The organism is Bacillus cereus (assembly GCF_015071065.1).
GTDB lineage: Bacteria > Bacillota > Bacilli > Bacillales > Bacillaceae_G > Bacillus_A > Bacillus_A cereus_BA.
Genome location: NZ_VOVA01000008.1, coordinates 114,095 through 139,242, shown reverse-complemented (window position 1 = coordinate 139,242; position 25,148 = coordinate 114,095). Strand labels below are relative to the sequence as shown.

The following is a 25,148-nucleotide window of genomic DNA, read 5'->3' as shown; positions in this document are numbered from 1 at the left end:
ATTATAGTTTCACTTTATCTATAGATGGAGGAGAAAAGGTGAAGAAAATAGCAATTGTAACAGGGGCAACTCGTCTGAATGGAATTGGTGCAGCTGTATGCAAGGTGCTTGCTCAAAAGGGGATAGACATTTTTTTCACGTACTGGCCTCGGTATGATAAAGCGATGCCATGGGGAATGAATGATCAAGAGCCCTTTTTGTTGAAAAAGGAGATTGAAAGTTACGGCGTTCGATGTGAAATGGCAGAAATCAACTTATCGCAGTCTTATTCGCCTAATCGTGTATTGTATATGGTATCAGAACGGTTAGGCGAGCCATCTATTCTTATTAATAATGCGGCGTATTCTACTCATACGAAAATTGAAGAGTTAGATGTAGAACAGTTAGATAAACATTATACGGTCAATGTTCGTGCTACTATACTATTAAGTTCATTATTTATTAAACATTTTTCACTTAAAACGAGTGGAAGTATTATAAATCTTACTTCTGGGCAGTCACTAGGACCAATGCCAGATGAACTGGCATACGCAGCAACAAAGGGAGCAATAGAAGCATTTACAAAATCCGTAGCACCAGTAGCTATGGAGAAGGGGATTACCGTGAATGCCGTTGATCCAGGACCAACAAATACAGGATGGATTACAGAGGAATTACAGCATCATTTAGTATGGAAATTCCCGCAAGGAAGAGTTGGAGAGCCGATGGATGCTGCGCGTTTAATTGCCTTTTTAGTAAGTGAAGAGGCGAAGTGGGTTACTGGGCAAGTCATTCATTCGAACGGTGGTTATTCATAAAAATATTATGTTAACAAGTGTTGAGAAACAAAAAAATTAGTAATTATTTTGTTTTTTTGTATAAATAAAATGTCAAGAAAGATAAAAAATTGATAGGGGAGTATGTTGTCATTTGTAGATTGTAAATCTTCATGTGACAATATACTCTTTTTTTTTACTACAGAGGAGGAAAATGAGGTAGAAGAAACTCGAATATTAAAATAAATTTATCAGTTTTTGTACGTATTATTATGAAGATTACTGTCGGAAAGATGGTGATTCGTGGGAAAAGGGATTTTTTAAGGGGAAATAGAATCGTAAAGAGGAGGATAAATTATATAAACATAGGGGGATTTATATGAAAATGAAAAAGGTCGCTATCGCATCAGTAGCAATTGGTACAATGCTTACAATGGCAGCTTGTAGTACCTCCACAGATAAAGATGCAGCGAAGAAGGATCAGGCAACTGCACAAAATGAAGAACAATCAAAAACGACAAGTGCAGATGAAGCGTCAAAAACAACGAAAGATAGTGAAAAAGACACAAATACTTCTTCGAATGAAAAAACAGATAAGGATGCAAAAAATACAAAGGAATCATCAGGAACAGAAAGTAACGGCAAAACGTCAACTCAAAACCAGAATGGAAAAACAACAGAAAAAGAAACGTCAGGAAAAACGAATGATCAAACTACTAGCGGGAAAACAACAGATCAAAGTACAAGTACAAATAATAACGGAAAGACAACGAAAGATCCGAAGAAAAGCGTAGCTGTGAAAACAAATGTAAAAGAAGTCGTTACATTAATTGAAAGCTTAGACAAGCAATTAGCTGCAAACCCTAAATTAGAAACAGTTAATAAACTTGGAAAACAAATTAGTGAGAAGTGGGATGTAATTGAAAAAGATATAGAAGCATCACATCCAACTGAATACAAAACAATTGAACAAAGTTTGTACCCATTAATTGTACGTGCGGAAAAAGAAAAGATAGATGTTAATAAAATGAAGTCATTAACGACGAAAACGAAAAAAGATTTAAATCAGTTATTGACGAAGTTATCGTAGTGTAAAAAGCCTACTTGTGTGAGTAGGCTTTTTTAGTTGGAGGAGGTAGTAAATGGAGCTCTTTTTATCAGAAATTGCTTAGTCCATAAAAATAACGCCATTACGGACAATTCACGATGGTAATAGTGACGCTAGCCATTGTTCCAGGAGAATCAAGAAGTGAAGCAGTAACGATTACTGTTCCAGGTCCATTTGCGGCTAGAAATACAGCGGTAAAGTTACCTGAAGCATTGGTGATGGTAGCAAGAGGAACCATGAAAGCAAGAGAAGGATTACTAAATGAAAAGCTGACTACTACCCCTGCAGCAGGACTACCGTTTACTAATACTTGACCCGAAAAAAATAAAGTATTATTTCCTTGGGTGGATACACATGCTGTGGTTGCGTTAGAAGTCAAGGTAATAGATGCAGGTCCAGCAGGAAGACTAAATCCAGTAGGTCCAGTAGCACCAGTAGGTCCAGTATTGCCGGTAGGCCCGGTATTGCCGGTAGGCCCGGTATTGCCGGTAGGCCCGGTATTACCAGTAGGCCCAGTATTACCAGTAGGCCCGGTGTTGCCAGTGGCACCAGTGTTCCCGGTAGGTCCAGTATTGCCAGTGGGACCTGTAGGAAATTGAAAGGGTTGAACAGGTGGAAGGGTAGGTCCAATTGCACCCGGATTTAGTGCAACAGAAGATAAAAACTTGTCCATTATATTTCACCTCTGAAAAGTTCGTATTACTAATAGTAAATGCAAAAGTAGAACAAAGTGAAATGGACAAGCGATTGTATTCTTTAATTTGACAAAATAGTTATTTGGCAGTGAAACTGAGGAAGGAACAGGGAAAGTAAAATTTAAAAAAGTATTTGTGGTTACAGATGAAGAAGATGTAATGTACGGAAAAAAACCAGTAGAAATTTAAAATGGTAGCGACAGTATAATGACAAGCGATGTATTACTTGAAGGGATAAGTAATTATTGGTGCAAATGCAGTTACGAATAAGATGAGTCGGATGTTACTTTCACCAAGGTTATAATCGGAAAAGTCTTAGTTTTATAAAAAAACGCTAATTGAATAGAAAGAAATTTAGGAATTACAAGATGAAAAGTTTCATAAATTATCCACTTTAATTCAATATTCATAGTATAAAAGATGAAGACAAAAATGTTTACAGAGGTGAGGTGAATAAAGAATGCTTTGTAATTATTTTTACAATGAAACGCAAGTGCGTCCTTTAGGAGGGCAAGGGCCTGCGCAAAGTACTATTCAAGCCGTTCATCAGGCTATACAAGCACAGCAACAAGCATTACAAGCACAGCAACAAGCACAGCAACAAGCACAACAAATGCAACAAATTTATTATCCACCACAATCGTATTATTCATTACAGTCTTATTATCCACCACAGGCGTATTACCCATCACAATCATATTACCCGATGTAGATTACACAAGGATGGAATTTATTTTTGATCGTCACCATATGAAACTGTATATGTTTTATAGCGGAAAATGACAAAACAGAAATAACTCTTTGATGGAGATAGGCTGCAAAAACATAAATTTCATATTTGAAAAAAGAAAAAAGATTGCCTGTATCTTAAGAGGCAATCTTTTTTTGAGTTGTTTGTAATAGTTAATTACAGGTTTTAAATACTATTTAATGTTATTTCTACTTTCCAAAACCTGCTCCATATTATGAGTTGCCCATTCCATCATTAAAAGGATCATTGGACGAAGTGATTCGCCAAGTTCAGTTAACGAATGTTCTACTTTAGGGGGCACTTCACCGTATACCTCTCGATGTACGATACCATCTGCTTCAAGTTCTCTAAGTTGAAGTGTTAACATTCTTTGAGTGATATTAGGTTTTAATCTTTTTAATTCTTTTTTAATTTAGTGAGAGTGTCTTAAGAATAGTTGAATAGCTTTTTCAGGTACATAGAATTTCCCGTTGCTTTCTACAACGATGCTTCCTAATTCATAATCTTTCCCCCCGATACAGATAATGTTTTTATTAACAGACAATTTTGCCTCCGTATTATTGCGTTTTACTACAAGCACCGGGTTTAGTGCATCTTTTTTGTCAATCGTTACAATTGCACCAATTTGTTTAAAGGCTGTTTCAGCATCTAAGAATAATTTGTTAGTTATTTCTCCTAATTGAAATCCCATTGCTTTGGCCATTATTTTCGCAATGTCAGTATTTTGGACTAAACCGTATGGCTTTTGAGGACCGTAAGAGTACAAGAATACATCTTCACCCGTATGACCACCAGTTGTAAAACCGATGTTCGCACGGTTAGCCAATAATTTAGTAAGGATTGGACCTACATCAGCTTTCTTATGTGCAGTTTTCAACTTTTCTCTTTCATCATCAGTTAGGTTGTCTAAACCGTAAAGAGCAGCTACTTCTTTTATATTAGATAAATTATCTTTTAGTTTATTTGTAGCACCTTCAAGTGTCATTTTCGCCTTTTTCAGTGGGGCAATGTAGGCCGATACTGGTGTGGTATCATATCCTTTTGTGGTATTGCTGTTACCAATGGAAATACCGCTATTACCATGATCCGCTAAAGCAATGACCATAGTGTTACCATCTTTCTTCGCAAATGTTAATGCTTCTGTAACCGCATCATCAAACGCCAATACATCGCTAATCATCCCAATTGGGTCATTTGCATGGGCTGCCCAATCTGCCTTACTGCCTTCTACGAATAAGAAGAAACCATCTTTATCTTTTGATAATGTTTGAATTGCTTTTCTCGTCATTTGGGAAAGAGTTGGCTGTGCAGGATGGTTTGCTTCACGATCCATATCGAACGCAAGGGAAGTATTAGAGAAAGAACCCCAGATTTTATTTGATTTGGAGTTTAATAATGCATCTTTTGTTTCGACAAAGTCGTACCCTTTGTCCTGAATCACTTTTACTAAATCTTCGTTGTCTTTACGAATTCCATTGCTTGTCGTAGGCTGAAGTGCTGCCTTTCCACCACCTAATACAACTTCTATATTTTGATAAACTTGCTGTTCACCAATTACTTCAAAATTCTTACGGTTAGCATGGTGGGCAGAGAAACTAGCCGGAGTAGCATGCTGAATTTCTGATGTAGCAATGATTCCTGTCGCGCGGCCCGAACGTTCTGCGCCTTCTAAGACGTTGGCAACTGGACGAAACTTGCAGTCTTCTTTAATTGGTTCTAAGCCAGGTGAATTTATAACAGAAGGTAATACGCCCACGTAGCCTGAATTGGATTTATTTCCTGTCGCTAAAGCTGTGGCAGCCGGTGCAGAGTCCGTAATAGCCGATTCTGCTGAATACGTACGAGCACCTCCGGATACAATTTGATCTAGTGCAAGAGGTGAACCTTTATACCACCGGGCTAATGTTGTAGCCGAAGAACTTGTCCCATCTATAACCATGAAAATTACATTTGGGAGTTGCTTTCCTGCGTTTTTTACCTCAGCTTTTACCTCGTTATCGTTCATCATGATTCCTGCTGCTAATGAACCTAGTGCTACCGTTCCCGCTAATGTTAGTCCCATTATTTTTTTACGAAGAGTAGTCATTGTGGTTCCTCCATTGGTTGTTTTCGACATCCCAATCTAACGTTCATATGTAAACAAGGTTTTGATGTTTTAATATTGTTAGTAGTTCCCTATTGTCATGAAACTAACAATAACGATTGAGTCAAAAAGTTAAATTTAAGCTACTTCTTCAGCAAAATATTCTCATCACATAAAACCTCTTTACACTCTTAGTTGTACGGTCTTTCCTATAAAAAGAATCTTCTTTTTATTTTATCCCGCTATTTGCGGGCAGTAAGACTCCCACCTCAAAATTCGGCTGGAGCAAAGAAGTTAGGTCGGAGCCCTGCTGCTTGTAAACGCCCGATTGGTGAAGGCTAATAATCAGTGGGGGATGAACAAAACCCCCACTGATTAAAGTTTCACTTTATGGGAAAAATTTAAAAAAGGATGGTGGGAAAATGACAATTGATCGAGTTTGTACAATTGGGCCAGCAAGTAATAATAAAGAAACATTAGCTCAGTTAATAAATAATGGCATGAAAATTGTTCGGTTGAATTTATCACATGGCACGCATGAAAGTCATAAAACAATCATGCGTTTAGTAAAATCGTTAGACGATTCTATTAAAATTCTAGGGGATGTACAAGGTCCTAAAATAAGATTGGGCGAAATGAAAGAGGAACAAATTATACTTGAAGCAGGGGAGTTATTTATTTTACATACCAATCCAGTTGAAGGGAATAAAGAAGAAGCAAGTGTTGATTATGTAGGGATTGCGAATGACGTGAAAGTTGGAAGTAGGATTCTTATTAATGATGGAGAAGTTGAGTTAATTGTTGAAAAGATAAGTGCGGAAAAAATAGAAACGAGGATAAAAACAGGTGGAAATATTGCCTCTCATAAAGGGGTAAACTTACCAGGTGCAATTGTTAGTTTGCCAGCTATTACAGAGAAAGATAAAAAAGATATTCAGTTTCTTTTAGAAGAGAATGTTGATTTTATTGCGTGTTCTTTTGTTCGAAAACCTTGTCATATAAAGAAAATACGGGATTTTATACAAGAGCATAAAGAAACTGCCCCAAGTTTAATTGCAAAAATAGAAACGATGGAAGCAATCGAGAATTTTCAAGACATATGCAAAGAAGCGGATGGCATTATGATCGCAAGGGGAGATTTAGGTGTGGAATTGCCGTATCAATTTATTCCACTGTTACAAAAAATGATGATTCGTGAGTGCAATCGAACGAATACATATGTAATTACAGCGACACAAATGCTTCAATCTATGGTAGATCACTCTATTCCTACAAGAGCTGAGGTGACTGATGTATTTCAGGCTGTATTGGACGGAACGAATGCTGTTATGCTTTCTGCTGAAAGTGCGTCAGGGGATCATCCAATCGAAAGTGTGAAAACATTACGTCTCGTTTCTGAATTTGCGGAGCATGTAAAAAAAGATGGTCCTTTTGCGATGAAAGATGTATTGGAATTACTACATAAGTCTCTTTAGTTTATATAGAAGGATTTATCTCTCATCCTAAAAACGTACGGAAACGAATCAGGGTATGAGGTACCATTTTAGTATTTACTTACAGATTGAAAGGTGGCATGCCTGCTACCTATATGAAAGAATCATTATGGAACATGGAGGTCTTTCGGAAATCTAAAGGAGGATTTTAAATTAATTAATCCAAGTATCTAATTTAAAATATGTTCATTCCTATTCATAAATGATATCCTTATAGTTGAATACTTTTGCTGAATCAGCAAGAATTTGTTGTTCTTTCTGTATGAATTCAACTTTTTTATGGAAAGATATGCTAGTAAGTGTGTAATTTGAACGTTTTATTTTTTAGAGTATGATAGGAGGAGAATGAATATGGAAGCAATTGAAGTAGGCGAAATTTTTAGTCTTACAGATGAGAATAATGAAGAACAGGAAGTTGAAGTGCTTGGAGCGATGGATGTCGAAGGAGCAGAATACATTGCGGTTGCCTTTGTTGAAGACATTCAAACAGAAACCGAGGAAGACATTGATATCTTCTTTTTAAAAGTAGAAGAAGATAATGAATTCTCATACATAGAGAATGACGAGGAATTTGAAAAAGTATCTGCGGCGTTTGAGAAGATTATGGACGAGCAAGAACAAGAATAATAATAAAAATAGTTAGACAAAGGAGGGAGATGCATATCTGCCCTCTTTTTTTGTATATGTTTGAAAAATCTTTCTCTAATTTCTGCTTTTCAATCCACTATGAATCATAAACTTCTTTTGTGTTTGTGGAAGCCGCATCTAATAGAAGGAAAATCGACGCTATAATATGTATAGCGATTTGTATATAGGGAAAGAAAGCAACTAGAATAGCCAAGATTCCTATATAATTAGCAAAGGCTTTCATGCTTGCCTTTTTAGCTAATACAATAGTGATGATATGTAAAGTAATTATTATAAGAAACGGTATCTCGTATAAGTCAACTATTCCTTGAAGTAAATAATAAGGAATTAATAAAAGATGAGAGATACCTGTAGTACACTTCAATGTTTTTACGATTGCCCTCAAAGTTAAGTCCTCCTAAATATGTTTGTGTGATTCACATCCGATTGTCACAATAATATTATTATGTAAACTAATTAGTTTTTTACTTATTCACTAAAAAAACCACCCAAATGAGGGTGGCACTTATTATATATAGTTATTAAATGTGTTATTTTCCAAGGAAGAAAGGGGAATCTTCAATTCAGTACCTTCTTTCATATTGCGCAGCACAACGGTTTCAGTAGTAATTTCGTCTTCACCAATTATAAGCACATAAGGGATATTCTCTTTATTTGCATAATTAAGGGCACGCTTTAATTTGCGTCCTGCTAGTTCGAGTTCAACTTTTAATGAAGTAGTGTTACGTAATTGCTTTGCAATTTGTAAGCATTGTAATTCTGTCCCAAGTGGGATGATAAATAGATCCGCTGTAGATGATGTTGTTTCTTTTTGTGATAGAGCTGTATAAATGACGTCTAAACCGAATGAAATACCGACTGTTGGATAGCTCAGATTATCACCACGGAAGGCTCCAATAATATTATCGTAACGACCACCGCTACCGATGCTAGATGTAATCATGCCATCTTTTAGAAAGATTTCATACACAGTGCCTGTATACATTGTGAGTCCTCTTGCTAAAAACGGATTGAATATTGTATTTTCATTTATTCCGAGAGCGAGTAAGTATTGCTGTAATTGTTGCAATTCGTTTACTCCATCGGTAACAAGTGTATTATTGAAAGTTTCTTTAAAGTCGGCAATAGTAAGTTTTAGGCAAGATAAGACGGTATTACATATTGTATCGGCCATTTCTACAGAAATTCCACGCTCCAATACATCTTTCCGTACACCATCAATCCCAATCTTTTCGATTTTATCCAATGATAAAATTACGTCATTCGTTAAGTCAGTAGGGATGTTAATAGACTGGAGAATACCATTTAATAATTTTCGGTTATTATATTGAATCGTTACTTCTAAGTTTAACGTTCGGAATAGGTCAAATGCCATGCTCATGAGTTCAGCTTCTGCCATGACAGACTCTACACCAACTATATCAACATCACATTGAATGAATTCACGAAATCTTCCTTGTTTAATCGGACCATCTCGAAATACTTTTCCAATTTCATATCGTTTAAAAGGAAGGCGGATATTTGGGTTCATCGCGACAACTTTGGCGAATGGAATTGTTAAATCGTAACGTAAGGCAAGCTCGCGTTTTCCTTGATCCTGAAGTGTATATATTTCTTTTAAAATTTCATCACCACCACCGTATTTATATGACATAAGTTCATACATATTTAACGTTGGTGTTTCTAAAGGCTTACATCCATATCGTTCAAATGTATCTTCACACGCTCTTTTAATTTTATTTCGCAGCACTTGTTCCTCTGGTAAATAGTCTTTTGTTCCTTTTACATTTTTCATTTCCATTGTAATCACTCCTCTTTTAAATTAAAAAAAGCTATGCAGGTATAGAAATACCCACATAGCTTTATGAACGCTTCGTGGGTCAACAGGAAAAGCCCTGTACCCACGAAGAAAAATTTTTCTTCGGATACACGGCGTTACGTATGATGATGAAGTTGGAAAGAAGTATTAAAAGTATGCATAAGAAATCTCTCCTTAATATAAGTTTTTCCAAATTATATCAGATGATTTTTGAATTATCAATATTTTTAGTTTTGAAATATACGTGAAGTTATGTAGGAGAAATGGAAAAGAGTGTATAATATAAGAAAACTTAATGATATGAAATAACCTTTTAAGGAGAACATTATGAAAAAAGATAAAACAAATGCGATGCGAATATTAGATAAAGAAAAAATTGAATATTCGATGATGTCATATGATCCAGACGATGGGAAAATTGATGGCGTATCAGTAGCTGAGAAAATTGGACGAGAAGTGAGAGAAGTATATAAAACGTTAATCGCTCAAGGGAATAGTAAAGATTATCATGTGTTCATTATCCCAGTAGATGAGGAACTCAATTTAAAAGCAGCCGCAAAAGCAGTAAGTGAAAAGAAGATTGAAATGATTCCTGTTAAAGATATTACGAAAGTTTCAGGGTATATTCGCGGCGGTTGTTCACCAGTAGGAATGAAGAAGTTATTTTCTACATGTATTGATGAAAGCGCCCAATCACTTGAAACGATAATTGTAAGCGGCGGGAAAATTGGCGTGCAAATTGAGCTGAAAGTGGATGACTTGGCGAAAGTGACGAGAGCGCAGTTTGGTGAAATAACGAAATAAGTATACATAGAAAAAGAAGTTCTAATTTTATGGAACTTCTTTTTATTTTAGATGGATGTTTCCTAACAGTTGATTTTGTTAACGAAAGTCGACTTTAAATCCATATTTTGTGTGGAATGAAGAACATATAATAAAAGTATGAGGTGATACAGTGAGAGAGATTCATATTCATAAAATCATTGCGGATAAGAGAAAAGAAAAGGGAATTACGCAGGAAGAGTTAGCGGCTTATATCGGTATTACGAAAGCATCTGTTTCCAAATGGGAGACGGGGCAGAGTTATCCGGATATTACATTTTTGCCACTGTTAGCATCGTACTTTAACATAAGTATAGATGAACTAATCTGTTATACACCACAAATGGAACAGGAAGATATTAAAAATTTATATCATAGACTAGCGGAAGCTTTTAGTGAAGAGCCGTTTGATGAAGTAATGATGGAGTGCAGGGAAGTGACAAAAAAATATTATTCTTGTTTTCCATTATTAATTCAAATGGGAATACTTTTTATTAATCACCACATGTTAACAGAGGATATGGATAGAAGAATTGAAATTTTAGAAGAGGCAATGTATCTCTTTAGCAGGGTGCAGGGAGAAAGTGATGATGTTTCTCTTGTGAAAGAGGCGGTATCGTTTAAAGCAACTTGCTATCTTATACTCAATAGACCAAATGAAGTGTTGCAATTGCTTGGCGGAACGATACGTCCTAAAGTTCCAGAGGAAGATTTGATCGCGCAGGCGTATCAAATGCTTGGAAATACTGAAAAGGCGAATGAAATTATGCAAATTAGTATGTACCAACATTTAATACAACTCGTTGCAACAATACCGAATTATGTAGTAGTAAATGCCTCAAGCGCTGAAAAGGTAGAGGTAATTTTAAATAGAGCTTTTATGTTAATAGACATGTATGAAATAGAAAAACTACATCCTAATATGACTTTAAAAGTATACTATGCTGCTGCACAAGTATATTGTATGCAAGAAAATTTTGAACGTGCATTAGAAATGCTACGGAAGTATGCAGCAGTTTGTGCAGCTAGTTTTACAGTAAATAGCCTGCATTTACACGGCGATTCATATTTTGATGCAATTGATGGATGGTTTGCAGAATTTCCGCTTGGCGCTAAAACGGTTAGAAATGAAGAGATTATAAAGCGGAGTATGCTACAAAGTATTGCAGAGAACCCGATTTTCGCATCGATGAAAGACTTACTAGAGTATAAAAATATGATAGCGAGTTTGAAATTCAAATTGGATATAAAAGAATAGAGGGAGGACAAAATTATGGTCTTTGATGAATATGAAGTAGCGATAAATAGTGAAATAACTTTGCGTGGTACGATTACAAAGCCGAAAGATGATGGGAAGTATGCTGCTGTTGTAATTATCGCTGGATCTGGAGAAGTTGATCGTGATGGAACGATAGTGCCACTGAATATGAAAGGGAATATGTATAAAGACTTGGCACATCTGATTACAAACCTCGGAGTAGTTACATTACGTTTTGATAAACGTGGTGTTGGAGCCAGTGAGGGTGAATTTATGAAAGCTGGGATGTGGGATTTAGTATCCGATATAGAAGCTGTTATTGCGTATTTGAAAGAGCAACCATTTGTTGATCCGGAAAATATCATTTTAGCTGGTCATAGTGAAGGGTGTATGTTAGCGACTGTAGTAAACGCAAGAACACCAGTTAATGGACTCATACTTCTTACAGGAGCTGCGGAATCGTTAGAAGAAGCTACTAAAAGACAAAGAGAGATTATTTATAAAGAGTTAAAAGAGCAAAAAGGAATAAAAGGAAAGTTAATGCGTCTTCTCAATATTGAGAAACGGGGAGAAAAGCAGGCGCAAAAAGCAACAGAGAAAATGATAAACTCCAAAAAAGATATTGTTAAAATTGGTTTTAAGCCAATGAATGCAAAATGGCTTAGAGAGCATTTTCAGCATGACATTTATAAAGATTTAATGAAAGTAAAATGTCCAGTACTAGCAATTGCTGGTGATAAAGACTTTCAGACAAATCCTGAAAAAGCGAAGCGAATTGGTAATTATGTTAAGGGTGATTCTGAAGTATATGTAATAAAAAATATGGATCATACCTTAAAATATTTTGAAGGTGATTTTAAAGCGTTAGAATTTAAAAAGATTTATGCGGAAGGTGCAGATAAGCCGCTTCATCCGAAGCTGGAAGAAATTATTGTGAATTGGATGGATACGCATTTTATTTCGCAATATGCGGGCAGTAAGACTCTCAGCTCAATATTAGGCGAAGGTGAGGAAGTTGGAAGGGAGAGTAATTGTCTGTAAAAGATCGGTTGTTGTAGGTTAATCTAGTTTAGTATATGGGTTATAAGTTTTTTAGCGTCGTTATCCATTTTAAAATAAAAAACCCTAATGATTTAAGTTTTAAAAACGAACATTGTTATTATTTTTATTAAAAATGTTCACTTTTATATTGCGTGTACACTAATAGTTTGTTATATTATCAATATAATAATTTTGAATAACATCACTCGTATATACTCGGTAATATGGTCCGAGCGTTTCTACCTAGTTCCCAATGAAAGAACTGGACTACGGGTTAAAGTATTCGGTCGCTTTCTGTATGGAGCGCTACCGATCTATAATTTTGCATTGTCCTCATCTTTTGCTTAATTAACTTTGACTGCCGTAGTTCTAGAAAGTAGAGATTCTTCTACGATTTCTAGAACTTTTTTCTTTGGACCAAACCCCGAGTATATGAAACAACAAGAGAAAGAGGAGAGATTATTTATGAAGAAAAACCTGTTTAAAAAATATGCTTCCCTAGCAACTACTATCGCATTGTCATTCTCAATACTTGCAGGATGTAATGCTAGTTCAAAACAAGTAGCTGAGGCAAAAAGCAATCCAAACCCTATCTTAATTCAAGGGCCAATGCCAATAGAAGCTGAAAAATTTGCAAAAAGGTTAAAAAATGTGAAAGAAGAAAAGTCTGGAACTTTTGTATTTTATAAAGGAACTGTAGACAATTATCCTGTAATCGTTGCGAAAACAGGTAAAGGAATGGAAAATACAGCAGCCGCTACAGCAGTGGCTATTGAAAAATATAAGCCTATAGCGATTATTAACCAAGGAACATCAGGTGGACATGATCCTAATTTAAACGTATTTGATATTGTTTTAGGAAAACAAGTCGCGAATATAGGTTCATTAAAAACAACAAATATGGATGAGAACCAAGGGATTGAACCGACAAAATGGATATCTATGGACTTAATGGCTTCTGAAGGGAGTGCAGGAGAAGATCCAAATGCTGAGAAAATCCGATACTACGAGGGAGATAAGGATTTACTTGCAGCAGCTAATGCAGTAAAAGATAAATATACAAAAGGTAAAGTGGTGGAAGGTACTATAGGTTCAGCAGATGTTTGGAATAACGAAGTTGATAGAATGAAGTGGTTCCATACAAAATACGGTACATCTGTAGAAGAAATGGAAGGCGCTGCCGCAGCGCAAATCGCAAAAGCTTATGACGTACCATTCTTAGGGATTCGAGTATTATCTAACAATAAAACAAACGGCGGAAAATACAACCCAAATACAGCAGCGGCAAATCAAGAATATGTATATGAAGTAGTTAAAAAGTATATAGATTCGTTGCCAAATAAATAAAGGTAGTTCAGTTCTCAACATAAACGTCAAGTAACTCCAAAAGTTTCCGAGACAGATAGACCTATATTAGGAATAGTAGTTGGAAAAGAAAAGCTTGTTTCTTATTAAAAAAGATAAGAAATGAGCTTTTTTATTTAAAATGTTTTTATGAACGATTCATCAAATATGTATAATTGCATAAAAAAATAGAAATTTATAAGTTATCATTAAACTACTTTTTACTGTAAGAGAATAGTTTAGTAGTCTGTACTAGAGAAGAATATTCTTTGTGAAAAGTGAAATTGTTGATGTAATTGATGAAACTGAAATTTAGGAGAGCAGTATAAAAAAGAAACTATGTACATTGGCTCTTTTGATTAATCAATTCAAATTATATTTTAAAGGGGAAATGGGTATATGAAGTTCCGAAATATAAAACTTGCTATGGTTACACTATCTTCATTTTTTATTTTAGGCTCTGCATCTCTATCATTCACAGATATCATACATGGTGAAGTAGTTTCTGCATCTTCACAAGTAGATACGTTTTCAGCACAAGAGATTACTGTAAAAAACTATGACGATACATATTATAATAACGCTATGGGAAAAACGGGTTTAGAATTAAAGAAGGAACTTCATAATGTTATTGATAATCATACAAAGATATCATACAGTGCGGTTTGGGAAGCGCTAAGAGATACTGATGAAGATCCAAATAATAAAAATAATGTGTTACTCTTATATACTGGGCGTTCGCAAGGGAAATTTACGAATGGTTCAGGAGTTGATAACTGGAACCGAGAGCATGTTTGGGCAAAATCTCACGGTGATTTTGGAACGGCTGCAGGACCTGGAACAGATCTGCATCATTTAAGAGCGACGGATGTATCTGTAAATAGTTCACGTGGAAATCTGGATTTTGATAATGGTGGTGTGAACCATTCGGAAGCGACGGAATGTAAATATGATAGTGATTCTTGGGAACCTCGTGATAATGTAAAAGGAGATATTGCTAGAATGCTGTTTTACATGGCTGTTCGTTACGAAGGAGACAACGGCGAAATAGACTTAGAACTAAATGAAAAGGTGAATAACAATAAAGATCCATACATGGGGAAACTATCTGTTTTACTAAAATGGAATGAGCAAGACCCGGTCGATGATTTAGAGCGAAAGCGTAATGAAGTGATTTTTACAAAATATCAACATAATCGCAATCCTTTTATTGATCATCCTGAATGGGTGAATAAAATTTGGAACTAAGATGTTTAAAGGTATTATACTTTGATAGAAGGGATTGATCATTATGATCAATCCCTTCTTATGTTTATGCTAGAACAAATGGTTTTCATAGGAGTGAAGGGGAGAATAGGATAGACGTTTTAACCGAAAAAAATAGAATCTCAATAACAATCCATTTTTCTAATTTCTTCGTTGAGTGAAATTTCACTTTGTATTTTGGGTCATAATCGATGGAAAGAGATGTTTTTAGGAAAGGTTATTGCTTCTTCATCAAGTTAAGTATGTGATGAATTTTTTAATACGGCCCCCACTCAATATTCACTCCAACAATAAGAAAAACTAGTCCAATGATAAACCAAATGAATGCAAGTGGAGCCATAAATCGAATCCATTTTCCGTAAGAAATGCCGCTCGCAGCGAGGACACCCATTAAAACACCGGAAGTTGGATTTAAGCAGTTTACTACGCCTTCTCCGAGCATAACAGCCTGTACTGTAACTTGACGTGTAATGTGCATGAAATCAGCTAATGGAGCTAATATCGGAATGAAAATAACAGATTCACCTGTACCTGATGAAATGAGGAAATGTAATGCAGCACTACTTACATACATGCCGATAACAGCAAATACAGGGCTTTGTCCTTCGAGAGACTGTGCTAGTTGGTTAACGATTGTGTCCAGCAATTTTCCTTGTTCTAAAATGACTGAAATACAACGAGCCATTCCGACGATTAACGCACCGTATATAAGTTTTTGGCAACCTACTAGAAAAGTAGAGGCGATATCGTTTGCTTTCATGCCACCTATGATTCCTGCTGCAATTGCTATGAAAATAAAAGTAGCGGTCATTTCTGCATCCGTCCAATGTAGCCGAAAAGCTCCTATTAAAAATACAATTAATGATAAAGCTGAAACGAGTAAAATTAATTTATGGCGCATTGTCCAAGGAACTTCTGTTTTCTGCGTTTCTTCCCTACTTGAAAGAGCATTACTTGGAAACCAGTTGTCGCCGAGAATGCTTCCTTTCTTCGATTTCTTTAAGCGTTTTACATACCAATTAATATAAAGAATTGTAGCAAGTAAAAAAGATATATAGATTGCTATACGTAAACCAATCCCGGAAAACATCGGAAGTTCAGCGATTTTTTGTGAAATACCTAAAGGTGAGGGAGATAGTATAGTAGCATTAAAACCAGCATAAGTGCCTAAATAAATAATTGCTACGCCGACGATAGCGTCCCATTTTAATGTGCGTGCAACGATGATGCCGATGGGGATAAAGCCGATAACTGAGTTAACGATAATGCCAGTCGTTCCAAGAATGGAAAAGAGTGCTGCGACAATACAAATGAAAAGTAATTGCTGATTACGAAATTTGTTAATAACATGATAGATTAGACCATCAAGAGCACCTGTTTTTTCGAGAATTGCAATGGCTCCACCTGTAAATAAAATTAAAAAGATGATAGGAGCAGCAAGTGTCATTCCTTTTTCAATAGCGGTAAAAAAAGAAACAAATCCTACAGGAGATTGAGGAACAGAATGATAGCTTCCTGGTATTGTTGTTGTAATGGCCCCTTTTGTAACTCTTTTGAATTCTCCAGCAGGAACAAAATAAGTAGCGATTGCACAAAGTAAAGCGATAAAAAATAATAAAACGTACGCATCAGGCATTTTAAATTTTGATTGACTAGGCTGTTTTTTCGTCTCGGTTTGTAGTTGCATGAAATCCCTCCTTCTTTCACTTGGTTAATTTTTAATTTTCTGAATTTTATTTCGTGAAATAGATTATAATAAAGCTTTTTACTTAAAGCAATAGTTTCAAGTGGTAAGCTTTATTTTCCTTCATTTGTATATGACTTTCACCGCACATACAAATTATTGCAACATTAGACAGGGAAACGAAAAAAATCCAAGAATATGTAATATAAAAGGAAAAGAAAAGAGGGAAAGAGATGTGGAAAACTACGGATCTATGTGATGAATTTGAACAGGAATTACAAATATGTCGCCAGTCTTTTCAATCTTATGGAAAGAAAGAACAATTCTATGGGAAAATCGCAACGGTAAAAGTGAAGGATGATAATGTACTAGTAAAAGAAGGGTTACAAACACTGCCGGAAGGAACAGTATTAGTTGTTGATGGTGGAGCTTCTAAAAATTGTGCGTTACTCGGGGATAATTTAGCAGCTATTGCGGAAGAAAGAAACTTAGCAGGAATTATTGTAAATGGGTATGTTCGTGATTCTAGGGAGCTAAAAACTATTAATATCGGTATTTTAGCATTGGGGACGATGCCAAATAGAAGTATAAAAGAAGGAAAAGGAGAAAGAAATATTCCATTGCAATTTGGTGAAGTCGAATGGAAACCGAATGAATATGTTTATGTAGATGAAGATGGAATTATTGTTAGTGATAAAAGCTTACATAGTGAGGGATGACTTCTATTAATGGAAGCTTATTAAGCTATTATTCTTAGAAAATAAATCCGATAAATCATGGACAAAATTCTTTGTCAATAGTAAAATAATACAGAAATTTAAAATTTACGAATGTATAGGTTTATCGTTTTACGATAAAGTGAAACTTTAATCAGTGGGGATTTTGTTCATCCCCACTGATTATTAGTTGAACCAATCGGGCATTTACGGGCAGTTGATCCCCACCTAACTTCTTTGCTTTCGCTGAATTTGAGGTGGGGGTCTTACTGCTCGGCGAATAGCGGGATAACTTGATTGGAAGTAAATTTTGCCTAGAAAAGTGAATGTTATCACAATGGTGCGTTCATAAACGAAATTATTTTTCCTATACAAATATAACCGCGAATAATGCGGGTAGGAGGTGTTGTGCATTTTGTTCGACACTTACAAAAAGAGAGTGTCAATCGCACGCCCTTAAAGGGTCTTTTTTTGTGTGAATGTTAGTAAAGGGAGGGAATTTTTGGATGGCAATGTTAAAGAAATGGCTGCTTACATCATTAATGGCAGTGGCACTTGTATTTGTTTCTTTTGCGAATACAGTACATATTACGTTTGCTGAAGGAAAGACAGCGAAACTTGCAATTATTGGTGAATCACAAAAAGGAATTATGTTATGTCCAAAAGAAGTTTCCATTGAAGATGGAGAAACAGCTTTTAGTTTGCTACAAAAAGTTATGGGTGACAAGGTAACATCTGAAAGTATGTCATTTGGAACGTATATAAAGGGCATCGATGGATTAATGGCCGGAGCAACGAGCGGTTGGTTGTATGATGTAAATGACAAATCTGCAGAAGTTGGGGCGGATAGTTATAAATTAGAATCTGGGGATGTTGTTGCATTTCGTTACGTTGCAGACTGGAGTAATATGAGTCAAGAAACATTGCAACAAACGTTAGATAAATTTGGCACTTGTAAAACTGTAGAAGAGCCAAAGCCAGAAAAACCAGACGGTAAACCAGAGGAACCGAAAACAGAAAAGCCAGATGGTAAACCAGAGGAACCAAAACCAGAAGAACCGAAATCAGAAAAAACAGATGGTAAACCAGAGGAACCAAAACTAGAAGATAAAACACCAGAACAACCAAAGCAAGAGAAAGTCGAAATTCCAGCATCACAATTAAACGAAGCGATTTCTAAAACATCAGAAAAGATGTTACAAGATGGAATTGGTAGCGATTGGGTTGCGATGGGACTTGCTCGTTCAGGTGTAAATGTTCCACTTGAAACGAAAATAAACTATGTTAAGCCAGTAGCTGAAAAGGTTAAGAAGCGTTTAAATCGTTTTTCAGCAACAGATTTAGCTAGAACGATTATTATGATGAATGCAATGAACGTAGATCCTACAAAGGTAGAGGGACAAAATTTAGTGCAAAATTTATTTGAATCAGATAAAGTGAATTCCGTTACAGGATACGCATTTACATTACTTGCATTAGATACAAAGAAATATGAGGTTCCAGTTGAAGCGAAATGGAATCGAGCTGCTTTAGTACAAGCACTTTTACAAGCGCAACATACAGATGGTGGCTGGACATATGATAGTTCAAGTAGTAAAGAAAGTGCTAGTAACGTTGATGTAACAAGTATGGTATTAGCAGCATTAGCTCCTTATCAAGAACAACAAGACGTTAAGCCAACTATTCAAAAAGCTGTGGATTATTTATACAAGCAGCAGTTAGACAATGGTGGTTTTGCCGCTGATGGACAAGAGAATTCTAATAGTACTGCACAAGCAATTATTGGACTATCGTTAGTTAAAGATGTAGATCATAATCGTCTTAATAAAGCAGTACAAAATTTAATGTCATATCAGCTTCCAAATGGTGAGTTCAAATGGTTACCAAGTGATCAAAACGGTAGTGGAATGGCTACAGAGCAAGCATTTTTAGCTTTACTTCAGTTTAAAGAGCTTGGAAAATCGATTTATGATTGGTCAAATGTAGTAGAGAATGAAATCGATACGAAACCAATTGTAGAACCAGAACCAACTGTAGAAGAAAAAGAAGTTGTAGAACAACCGAAACAACAAGAAGAGTTACAAAAACAACCAAAAGATGAAAATCTAAAAGTTGTTGTAGATAACGACCGAGTTAATAAAGAAACAAATAAGAATAAGAATCAATTACCACAAACAGGAGCATCTTCTCATAGTGCAGCTACACAAGTAGGTATGGGTGTATTATGTATCGCTTCTGCATATGTATTATGGAGACGTAAAGCAGCTTAACAAAAATTAGGAGCAATCTATTTGCTCCTAATTTTATTATAAAAGGTGATGGCTAATAATGAGTGGAGATGAAGAAAATCTCCACTCATTAAAGTTTCACTTTATTATGAAAGGTGAGGGGCAGCATGAGTAAGATGAAATGGTTCATTTCTTTAGTTCTTTCATTGGGATTATTAGCCGGATGTGAAGAAACGGCTGTAAAGCCTGAGAAGAAGGTAGAACCGAAGCAAGAAGAGCAAAAAGAAGTAGCGAAACAGGAAGAACAAAAAGATGTAACGAAACCGGAAGAGAAACAAGCTGAACCGGAACAGAAACCACAAGAAGAGCAGAAAGACAAACAAGAACAAAAAGTAGAAGAGAAACCGAAAGAAGAAAAAGCGCAGGAACAACCTGAAGTAAAGAAAGAAGAGAAACAAAAGGAACAGCCTGCTGCAAATAAACAACCGGAACAAAAAGTACAAGAAGAGAAACCACAGCCACCGAAAGCGCCAGAAGTAAAAGAAGAAGCAAAGGTTGTTAATCAGCCAAAAGAAACACCAAAGCAGGAGCAAAAAGTAGACCCGAATAAAGAGGAGAAAAACATACCAACTCCGACAATACCAAAACCTGAACCACCAAAACCAGATACAGTACCAGTACCTAAACCGCAAGCGAAACAAGTTACTATTTCCGTAAAAGGACATGAAGGATACTTATTAGGTGCGAAAAAGGTTGATGTACAAGAAGGCGAGACAGTGTATAGTGTGTTAAAGAGCACAGGATTAGATGTTGATGCAATGGGCTCTAAAGGAGATGTTTACGTAAAAGGTATTGAAAATTTATATGAAAAAGACGTAAATGATAATAGTGGATGGAAATATCGTGTGAACGGTGCATTTCCGAACCGTAGTGCTGGTGTAGTTACAGTTAAACCAGGAGATACAGTTGAATGGGTGTATGTATACTAAATTAAGAAAGGATCTTCGGTAAAGGACTATGAAAATAAGCTTTTCTTCTTTACATCCTTTTGTGAATTTTTTCTATTATATTGGGGTGATGATACTATGTATGATGTGTCTTCATCCTCTTTTTTTAATTGGAGCGATTATACTAATCGTTATTATAAATATCATGCAAGGGAATAGCGAAAAGATAAGAAAGATGTTACCGGGTACAATCGTTTTCTTTCTTATGGTAATTCTATTTAATTCTTTATTAACACATAGAGGTGCAACTACTTTATTCTGGTTAGGAGATAGCCGGATTAAGCTTGAGGCATTTATGTTTGGGCTTGTTATGGGGTTATTATTAGTTGCGATTATGTTTACGTTTGCTTCTTATAACGATATTATTTCGAGTCATAAATTTTTATATTTATTTTCAAGAATTTCACCGAAAGTAGCATTGTTAACGATGATTACAGTGCGATTTGTTCCTTTATTTATTAGGCGATTAAAGAAAATTACACTCGTCCAAAAAACGAAAGGTGTACAATTAGATTCAGGTTCACTCATTGAGCGTATAAAAAATGGAATGCAATTACTGCAAGTATTATTAGTTTGTTCGTTAGAAGATGCACTACAAACAGCAGATTCTATGCAAGCTCGCGGATTTGGTGTAACGAAGCGTACGACTTATATTCGATATAGAATGGAAAGACGTGATTGGTACACGCTAAGTTATTTAAGTATTCTATTTATAACCTCGTTCATATTTAGTTATTATGGCGGAGGGAAATTGATCATTTATCCGAAAGTGGAATCAATACTGTTCCAGCAATACGATGGAATGATGTTTTTCCTATTTATGATGTTTATTAGTTTACCGATTGTAATGGAAGGCAGGGAATGGATATGGTGGCGCATGCAGAAATGAAGAATTTATCATTTATATATGCTGATGAAAATGAAGAAGCGTTACAGCATATTTCTCTTTCTGTTCAAAAAGGAGAATTTATAGTACTTGCTGGTGGTTCTGGTTCTGGGAAGACAACTTTATTGAAACATTTTAAAAAGGAGTTACTTCCAATTGGCACACGTTCTGGGCATACATATTATGATGGTGCTTTATTAGAAGATGTACCTGATTTATTATCTGCACAAGAAATTGGTATGGTATTTCAAAATCCAGAAAATCAGCTCGTAATGGATACAGTTATTCAAGAATTAGCATTCTCTTTAGAAAATATCGGGCTACCATCACATATTATTCAAAAAAGAATAGCGGAACTCATTAGCTTTTTAGGATTTCAAGATTTATTGCACCAATCTGTTCATACTTTATCTGGTGGTCAAAAACAACTAGTAAATTTAGCCGCGGTATTAGTCATGCAACCGAAGTTATTATTACTGGATGAACCGACAGCGCAGCTAGATCCGATTGCTGCAAAAGAGTTTTTAGGATTATTAAAACGTATTAATGAAGAACTTGGAATTACGATAGTTTTAAGTGAACATCGTTTAGATGAAGTGATGTCGCTAGCGACTCGTGTCGTTTGTATGAATAACGGGAAAATTGTTTACGATGATATTCCTAAAAGTGTGATAGCGAACATGTGGGAAGTAGAAAAGTTCCGTCCATTTATTCCGCAAATTCCAAGATTGTTTTTAGAGTGGAATGTGAAAGAGATTCCATTTACAGTGCGAGAAGCGCAAATGAAAATGAATGATTTTTCAGAGATATCATATAGGAATGGGCAAGTAGAACAATATGAAAAGCAAGAAGTAATTTTAAGTGCAGAACATATATCTTTTCAATATGAAAAAAATAGTCCACTTATTTTACGAGATTTAACAGTAAACATCGAAAAGGGAAAATGGGCAGCTCTAGTTGGGAAAAATGGAACCGGGAAGTCTACACTGTTAACGATTTTAGCAGGATTGCAAAAAGCTAGAAGAGGTAAGGTAAAGTGGAATGGAAAAGTGATACATAAAATTGATTCGAAAGAACGATTTAAAAGGATAGGGTACGTATCGCAACATCCGTACTATCATTTTACATTTGATACAGTATGGGAAGAGGTTTATGAGCGCGCGCGTGAATTATATGGCGAAGAGGGAAAAGTAATAGCAGAAGAGATGTTGGAAAAGTTTTGGCTAGATTCGCTTAAAGAGCGCCATCCGCATGATTGTAGCGGCGGAGAGCAACAATTACTCGCATTATGTACAACTTTATTGTCAAAGCCAACTTTATTATTACTGGATGAGCCGACAAAAGGATTAGATCCATGGAAGAAGGAAAGAGTAGGAGAGCTATTTAAACAGTTGCAAAAAGAAGGTACAACAATTGTAATGGCAACGCATGATATTGAGTTTGCAGCGAAATACGTTGATCAATGTATGATGCTATTTGACGGGAAAGTCATTATGAATGATGCACCGAAAGAGTTCTTTAGTGGTAACTTCTTTTATACAACATCTATTAACCGATTCATCCGTAGAGAATTGCCATTTGCATTAACGTGGGAGGATGTGTACGAAGCGTGTCCAAACGATATGTTGCATTTATAATATTTATTTTTGCTGTTGTAATATGTACACTACTCTTTACGACTCTTATTATGGACGGGTATTACATGGTAAGTAGTTTGTTTTTATTAGCTATTATTATGTTACCTTTCTATATCCGTTTTGAAAGGAAGGCGTTTGTTTCACGTGAAATTGTTATCGTTGCTGTGTTAGCGGCGATTGCAGCAGTTAGCCGGGTACCATTTTCTATTTTACCAAGTGTACAACCGACTTCCTTTGTTATTATCGTTTCTGCAATTGTTTTTGGGAGTGAAACTGGCTTTATGATTGGGGCAACGGCAGCTATTGTATCTAATATTTTTTTAGGACAAGGTCCGTGGACTCCGTGGCAAATGTTCTCGTGGGGCATGATTGGTTTTATAGCTGGGCTATTACGTAATACATTTTTAATGAAAAAGCTGTGGGGAAGACTGTTGTACGGATTCGTCGTTGGATTTTTATTTGGCTGGATTATGAATTTCTGGGGTCTTCTTGGTTTTATACAAGAAGCAACGTGGGAAACAGTTATTGCTTACTATGTCACAAGTTTTTCTTTCGATCTTAGTCACGCGATATCGAATGTTATTTTCCTTCTGTTATTTAGTACGTCATGGATTACGATCCTCACAAGATTTAAAAAGAAATACGGTATATTAGATGCGCATAAGGTGACATAGAAAAGCATATTCATATAAGGTAGGGTCGCGACTTACATATTCGTTTGCCTCTTTCATGCTTCTTACGTATTGTAAGGAGCATTTTTTATTGTCAAAAAATAGATTCAATATACTTTCGTTTTTATATGAGATTATTTGTATAATAGTAGGTGAGAACTATTTTCAAGAGGGAGGTGTATAGTTAATGAAGTTAGTTATTCCGAAGCAACATGGAGCATGGGCGATGCTTGTCATACCATTTCTATTAAGCGTATTACTTGGTAAACCTACTTTTTATCATATCCCATTGTTTTTAGCTTGGTTCTTTATCTATTTAGCTACTTATCCATTTCTTATGTACATAAGGCAAAGACGAAAAAAAGAATTTCTACACGCTGCAATTGTTTATTTTATCATTGCATTTGTATTTGGGATGATTTCTTTATTATATGAATGGCGAATTCTTTTATTCGCAGTTTTAATGATTCCATTGTTTATTGTAAATATGTATTACGCTCGTCAAAAAAATGAACGAGCATTACTAAATGACATTTGCGCGATTATAGTGTTTTGTATAGGTGGCTTAATAAGTTATTATTTCTCAATGAAATTTATTGATAGAACAGCAGTATTCATTGCGCTTATTTCATTTCTATATTTTTTAGGAAGTACGTTTTATGTGAAAACGATGATTCGTGAAAAAAATAATCCGAAGTATCGTTTTATATCATGGGGATATCATATTGTATTAACGGTAATCATATTTACTATAAATCCATGGTGTTCACTCATATTTGTACCAAGTGTAATTCGGGCCATTATGTTGTATGGCAAAAAGATTTCTATATTAAAAGTAGGGATTTTAGAAATTGTTAACTCTGTATATTTTTTAATCATAACGGCAATAATGATGAAGTATGCCGTTTGAAAAAAACTTCCCATCTTTTGATGGGAAGTTTTCATTCTTGTTCTAAAATGTGAACGGTGTAATCACATCTTTGTAACGCTTGTTCTACAGCGTAAAGGGATTGTTCAATACGTGCGCGATTAAAATCTTCTTCAACAGTTTGTAATGCATCTTCTAAACAATGTTTCGCTTCTTGTAAGGAATGAAAAGAATCTTGTACGTATCCACGAGCATTCTTTTGCAACGTAGTAGCCTCCTTTTGTGCATCTATTTGTAGTATGAACAATAAAGAAGAAAATATAATTTTTATATTTATTTGACAATTATAATGAAATTACGTATAGTTA

24 protein-coding genes, 1 pseudogene and 1 riboswitch are annotated in these 25,148 nt (G+C 35.5%); of the genes and pseudogenes, 19 read left to right on the top strand and 6 right to left on the bottom strand.

Annotated features, from left to right (window positions below; all coding sequences use genetic code 11):
• Positions 1-38: 38 nt before the first annotated feature.
• The 5 genes from FT637_RS19655 to FT637_RS19640 all read left to right on the top strand — a co-directional run bounded on the left by FT637_RS19655 (position 39) and on the right by FT637_RS19640 (position 3,270).
• Positions 39-797, top strand: a complete 759-nt coding sequence (locus FT637_RS19655; RefSeq protein ID WP_193647730.1) for an SDR family oxidoreductase — start codon at positions 39-41, stop codon at positions 795-797.
• Positions 798-1,134: 337 nt separating this feature from the next.
• Positions 1,135-1,845 carry a hypothetical protein gene (locus FT637_RS19650; RefSeq protein WP_193647729.1) on the top strand — a complete coding sequence of 237 codons (711 nt, stop codon included), beginning with the start codon at positions 1,135-1,137 and terminating at the stop codon, positions 1,843-1,845.
• Between the two features lie 116 nt (positions 1,846-1,961).
• Positions 1,962-2,177: a hypothetical protein gene (locus tag FT637_RS29965; protein WP_227493876.1), complete on the top strand. Its 216-nt coding sequence runs from the start codon at positions 1,962-1,964 to the stop codon at positions 2,175-2,177.
• Between the two features lie 45 nt (positions 2,178-2,222).
• A complete protein-coding gene (locus FT637_RS29960) occupies positions 2,223-2,462 on the top strand; it encodes a hypothetical protein (protein WP_227493875.1) in 240 nt (79 codons plus the stop codon).
• A 556-nt stretch (positions 2,463-3,018) separates the two neighbouring features.
• Complete coding sequence (locus FT637_RS19640; protein ID WP_193647727.1) at positions 3,019-3,270, top strand: hypothetical protein; 252 nt, start codon at positions 3,019-3,021, stop codon at positions 3,268-3,270.
• A gap of 211 nt (positions 3,271-3,481) precedes the next feature.
• On the opposite strand, the pseudogene FT637_RS19635 reads toward FT637_RS19640, so the two are convergent.
• Positions 3,482-3,712: pseudogene (locus tag FT637_RS19635) on the bottom strand (winged helix-turn-helix transcriptional regulator); the annotation flags it as partial.
• A 9-nt stretch (positions 3,713-3,721) separates the two neighbouring features.
• Positions 3,722-5,395 (bottom strand): alkaline phosphatase, encoded by a 1,674-nt coding sequence (locus tag FT637_RS19630; RefSeq protein ID WP_193647726.1) that lies wholly within the window; start codon positions 5,393-5,395, stop codon positions 3,722-3,724.
• Positions 5,396-5,814: 419 nt separating this feature from the next.
• On the opposite strand from FT637_RS19630, the gene FT637_RS19625 reads away from it, so the two are divergent.
• The gene (locus tag FT637_RS19625) at positions 5,815-6,867 is read left to right on the top strand and encodes a pyruvate kinase (protein WP_193647725.1); all 1,053 of its coding nucleotides are present in this window, start codon (positions 5,815-5,817) and stop codon (positions 6,865-6,867) included.
• Between the two features lie 363 nt (positions 6,868-7,230).
• Positions 7,231-7,512 carry a DUF1292 domain-containing protein gene (locus tag FT637_RS19620; protein ID WP_002013967.1) on the top strand — a complete coding sequence of 94 codons (282 nt, stop codon included), beginning with the start codon at positions 7,231-7,233 and terminating at the stop codon, positions 7,510-7,512.
• A 97-nt stretch (positions 7,513-7,609) separates the two neighbouring features.
• Here the strand turns inward: FT637_RS19620 and FT637_RS19615 are convergent, their stop codons facing one another.
• Both FT637_RS19615 and FT637_RS19610 read right to left on the bottom strand, forming a co-directional pair.
• Positions 7,610-7,918: a hypothetical protein gene (locus tag FT637_RS19615; RefSeq protein ID WP_193647724.1), complete on the bottom strand. Its 309-nt coding sequence runs from the start codon at positions 7,916-7,918 to the stop codon at positions 7,610-7,612.
• 123 nt (positions 7,919-8,041) lie between these two features.
• Positions 8,042-9,334, bottom strand: a complete 1,293-nt coding sequence (locus FT637_RS19610; protein WP_193647723.1) for a histidine--tRNA ligase — start codon at positions 9,332-9,334, stop codon at positions 8,042-8,044.
• A 345-nt stretch (positions 9,335-9,679) separates the two neighbouring features.
• Between FT637_RS19610 and ybaK the strand changes: the two genes are divergently transcribed.
• From ybaK to FT637_RS19585, 5 genes are all read left to right on the top strand, one after another.
• Positions 9,680-10,156 (top strand): Cys-tRNA(Pro) deacylase, encoded by a 477-nt coding sequence (ybaK, locus tag FT637_RS19605; protein WP_193647722.1) that lies wholly within the window; start codon positions 9,680-9,682, stop codon positions 10,154-10,156.
• 151 nt (positions 10,157-10,307) lie between these two features.
• Positions 10,308-11,432 (top strand): helix-turn-helix domain-containing protein, encoded by a 1,125-nt coding sequence (locus tag FT637_RS19600; RefSeq protein WP_193647721.1) that lies wholly within the window; start codon positions 10,308-10,310, stop codon positions 11,430-11,432.
• Positions 11,433-11,447: 15 nt separating this feature from the next.
• The gene (locus FT637_RS19595; protein ID WP_193647720.1) at positions 11,448-12,473 is read left to right on the top strand and encodes an alpha/beta hydrolase family protein; all 1,026 of its coding nucleotides are present in this window, start codon (positions 11,448-11,450) and stop codon (positions 12,471-12,473) included.
• A 186-nt stretch (positions 12,474-12,659) separates the two neighbouring features.
• Positions 12,660-12,763, top strand: a riboswitch (purine riboswitch).
• Between the two features lie 175 nt (positions 12,764-12,938).
• On the top strand, positions 12,939-13,820 hold the full coding sequence (locus FT637_RS19590) for a 5'-methylthioadenosine/S-adenosylhomocysteine nucleosidase (RefSeq protein ID WP_193647719.1): 882 nt from the start codon (positions 12,939-12,941) through the stop codon (positions 13,818-13,820).
• A gap of 396 nt (positions 13,821-14,216) precedes the next feature.
• On the top strand, positions 14,217-15,065 hold the full coding sequence (locus FT637_RS19585) for an endonuclease I family protein (RefSeq protein WP_193647718.1): 849 nt from the start codon (positions 14,217-14,219) through the stop codon (positions 15,063-15,065).
• Between the two features lie 274 nt (positions 15,066-15,339).
• On the opposite strand, the gene FT637_RS19580 is transcribed toward FT637_RS19585, so the two are convergent.
• Positions 15,340-16,770: a YfcC family protein gene (locus FT637_RS19580; protein ID WP_193647717.1), complete on the bottom strand. Its 1,431-nt coding sequence runs from the start codon at positions 16,768-16,770 to the stop codon at positions 15,340-15,342.
• 230 nt (positions 16,771-17,000) lie between these two features.
• Here FT637_RS19580 and rraA point away from each other — a divergent pair, with 230 nt between their 5' ends.
• The 7 genes from rraA to FT637_RS19545 all read left to right on the top strand — a co-directional run bounded on the left by rraA (position 17,001) and on the right by FT637_RS19545 (position 24,822).
• Positions 17,001-17,486 (top strand): ribonuclease E activity regulator RraA, encoded by a 486-nt coding sequence (gene rraA / locus FT637_RS19575; RefSeq protein ID WP_193647716.1) that lies wholly within the window; start codon positions 17,001-17,003, stop codon positions 17,484-17,486.
• 503 nt (positions 17,487-17,989) lie between these two features.
• Entirely contained in the window at positions 17,990-19,753 is a 1,764-nt protein-coding gene (locus FT637_RS19570) for a DUF4430 domain-containing protein (RefSeq protein WP_193647715.1), read from the top strand.
• Positions 19,754-19,878: 125 nt separating this feature from the next.
• A complete protein-coding gene (locus FT637_RS19565) occupies positions 19,879-20,700 on the top strand; it encodes a DUF4430 domain-containing protein (protein WP_193647714.1) in 822 nt (273 codons plus the stop codon).
• 28 nt (positions 20,701-20,728) lie between these two features.
• Positions 20,729-21,607: an energy-coupling factor transporter transmembrane component T gene (locus FT637_RS19560; RefSeq protein WP_193647713.1), complete on the top strand. Its 879-nt coding sequence runs from the start codon at positions 20,729-20,731 to the stop codon at positions 21,605-21,607.
• Positions 21,580-23,241 carry an ABC transporter ATP-binding protein gene (locus FT637_RS19555; RefSeq protein ID WP_193647712.1) on the top strand — a complete coding sequence of 554 codons (1,662 nt, stop codon included), beginning with the start codon at positions 21,580-21,582 and terminating at the stop codon, positions 23,239-23,241. The genes FT637_RS19560 and FT637_RS19555 overlap by 28 nt, the downstream gene beginning before the upstream one ends.
• Positions 23,214-23,915 (top strand): ECF transporter S component, encoded by a 702-nt coding sequence (locus tag FT637_RS19550; RefSeq protein WP_193647711.1) that lies wholly within the window; start codon positions 23,214-23,216, stop codon positions 23,913-23,915. Before FT637_RS19555 ends, FT637_RS19550 begins: the two co-directional genes overlap by 28 nt.
• Positions 23,916-24,099: 184 nt before the next feature.
• Complete coding sequence (locus tag FT637_RS19545) at positions 24,100-24,822, top strand: YwiC-like family protein (protein ID WP_193647710.1); 723 nt, start codon at positions 24,100-24,102, stop codon at positions 24,820-24,822.
• A gap of 31 nt (positions 24,823-24,853) precedes the next feature.
• Here FT637_RS19545 and FT637_RS19540 read toward each other — a convergent pair whose 3' ends face one another.
• Positions 24,854-25,045, bottom strand: a complete 192-nt coding sequence (locus tag FT637_RS19540; protein ID WP_002137285.1) for a hypothetical protein — start codon at positions 25,043-25,045, stop codon at positions 24,854-24,856.
• Positions 25,046-25,148 lie beyond the last annotated feature (103 nt).

Bases quoted from the DNA above. Each gene is read 5' to 3' on its own strand.
- FT637_RS19650 (WP_193647729.1), top strand. From the start codon at position 1,135: ATGAAAATGAAAAAGGTCGCTATCGCATCAGTAGCAATTGGTACAATG.
- FT637_RS29965 (WP_227493876.1), top strand. From the start codon at position 1,962: ATGGTAATAGTGACGCTAGCCATTGTTCCAGGAGAATCAAGAAGTGAA.
- FT637_RS19640 (WP_193647727.1), top strand. From the start codon at position 3,019: ATGCTTTGTAATTATTTTTACAATGAAACGCAAGTGCGTCCTTTAGGA.
- FT637_RS19630 (WP_193647726.1), bottom strand. From the start codon at position 5,395: ATGACTACTCTTCGTAAAAAAATAATGGGACTAACATTAGCGGGAACG.
- FT637_RS19625 (WP_193647725.1), top strand. From the start codon at position 5,815: ATGACAATTGATCGAGTTTGTACAATTGGGCCAGCAAGTAATAATAAA.
- FT637_RS19620 (WP_002013967.1), top strand. From the start codon at position 7,231: ATGAATATGGAAGCAATTGAAGTAGGCGAAATTTTTAGTCTTACAGAT.
- FT637_RS19610 (WP_193647723.1), bottom strand. From the start codon at position 9,334: ATGGAAATGAAAAATGTAAAAGGAACAAAAGACTATTTACCAGAGGAA.
- ybaK (WP_193647722.1), top strand. From the start codon at position 9,680: ATGAAAAAAGATAAAACAAATGCGATGCGAATATTAGATAAAGAAAAA.
- FT637_RS19595 (WP_193647720.1), top strand. From the start codon at position 11,448: ATGGTCTTTGATGAATATGAAGTAGCGATAAATAGTGAAATAACTTTG.
- FT637_RS19590 (WP_193647719.1), top strand. From the start codon at position 12,939: ATGAAGAAAAACCTGTTTAAAAAATATGCTTCCCTAGCAACTACTATC.
- FT637_RS19585 (WP_193647718.1), top strand. From the start codon at position 14,217: ATGAAGTTCCGAAATATAAAACTTGCTATGGTTACACTATCTTCATTT.
- FT637_RS19580 (WP_193647717.1), bottom strand. From the start codon at position 16,770: ATGCAACTACAAACCGAGACGAAAAAACAGCCTAGTCAATCAAAATTT.
- rraA (WP_193647716.1), top strand. From the start codon at position 17,001: ATGTGGAAAACTACGGATCTATGTGATGAATTTGAACAGGAATTACAA.
- FT637_RS19570 (WP_193647715.1), top strand. From the start codon at position 17,990: ATGGCAATGTTAAAGAAATGGCTGCTTACATCATTAATGGCAGTGGCA.
- FT637_RS19565 (WP_193647714.1), top strand. From the start codon at position 19,879: ATGAGTAAGATGAAATGGTTCATTTCTTTAGTTCTTTCATTGGGATTA.
- FT637_RS19560 (WP_193647713.1), top strand. From the start codon at position 20,729: ATGAAAATAAGCTTTTCTTCTTTACATCCTTTTGTGAATTTTTTCTAT.
- FT637_RS19555 (WP_193647712.1), top strand. From the start codon at position 21,580: ATGGATATGGTGGCGCATGCAGAAATGAAGAATTTATCATTTATATAT.
- FT637_RS19545 (WP_193647710.1), top strand. From the start codon at position 24,100: ATGAAGTTAGTTATTCCGAAGCAACATGGAGCATGGGCGATGCTTGTC.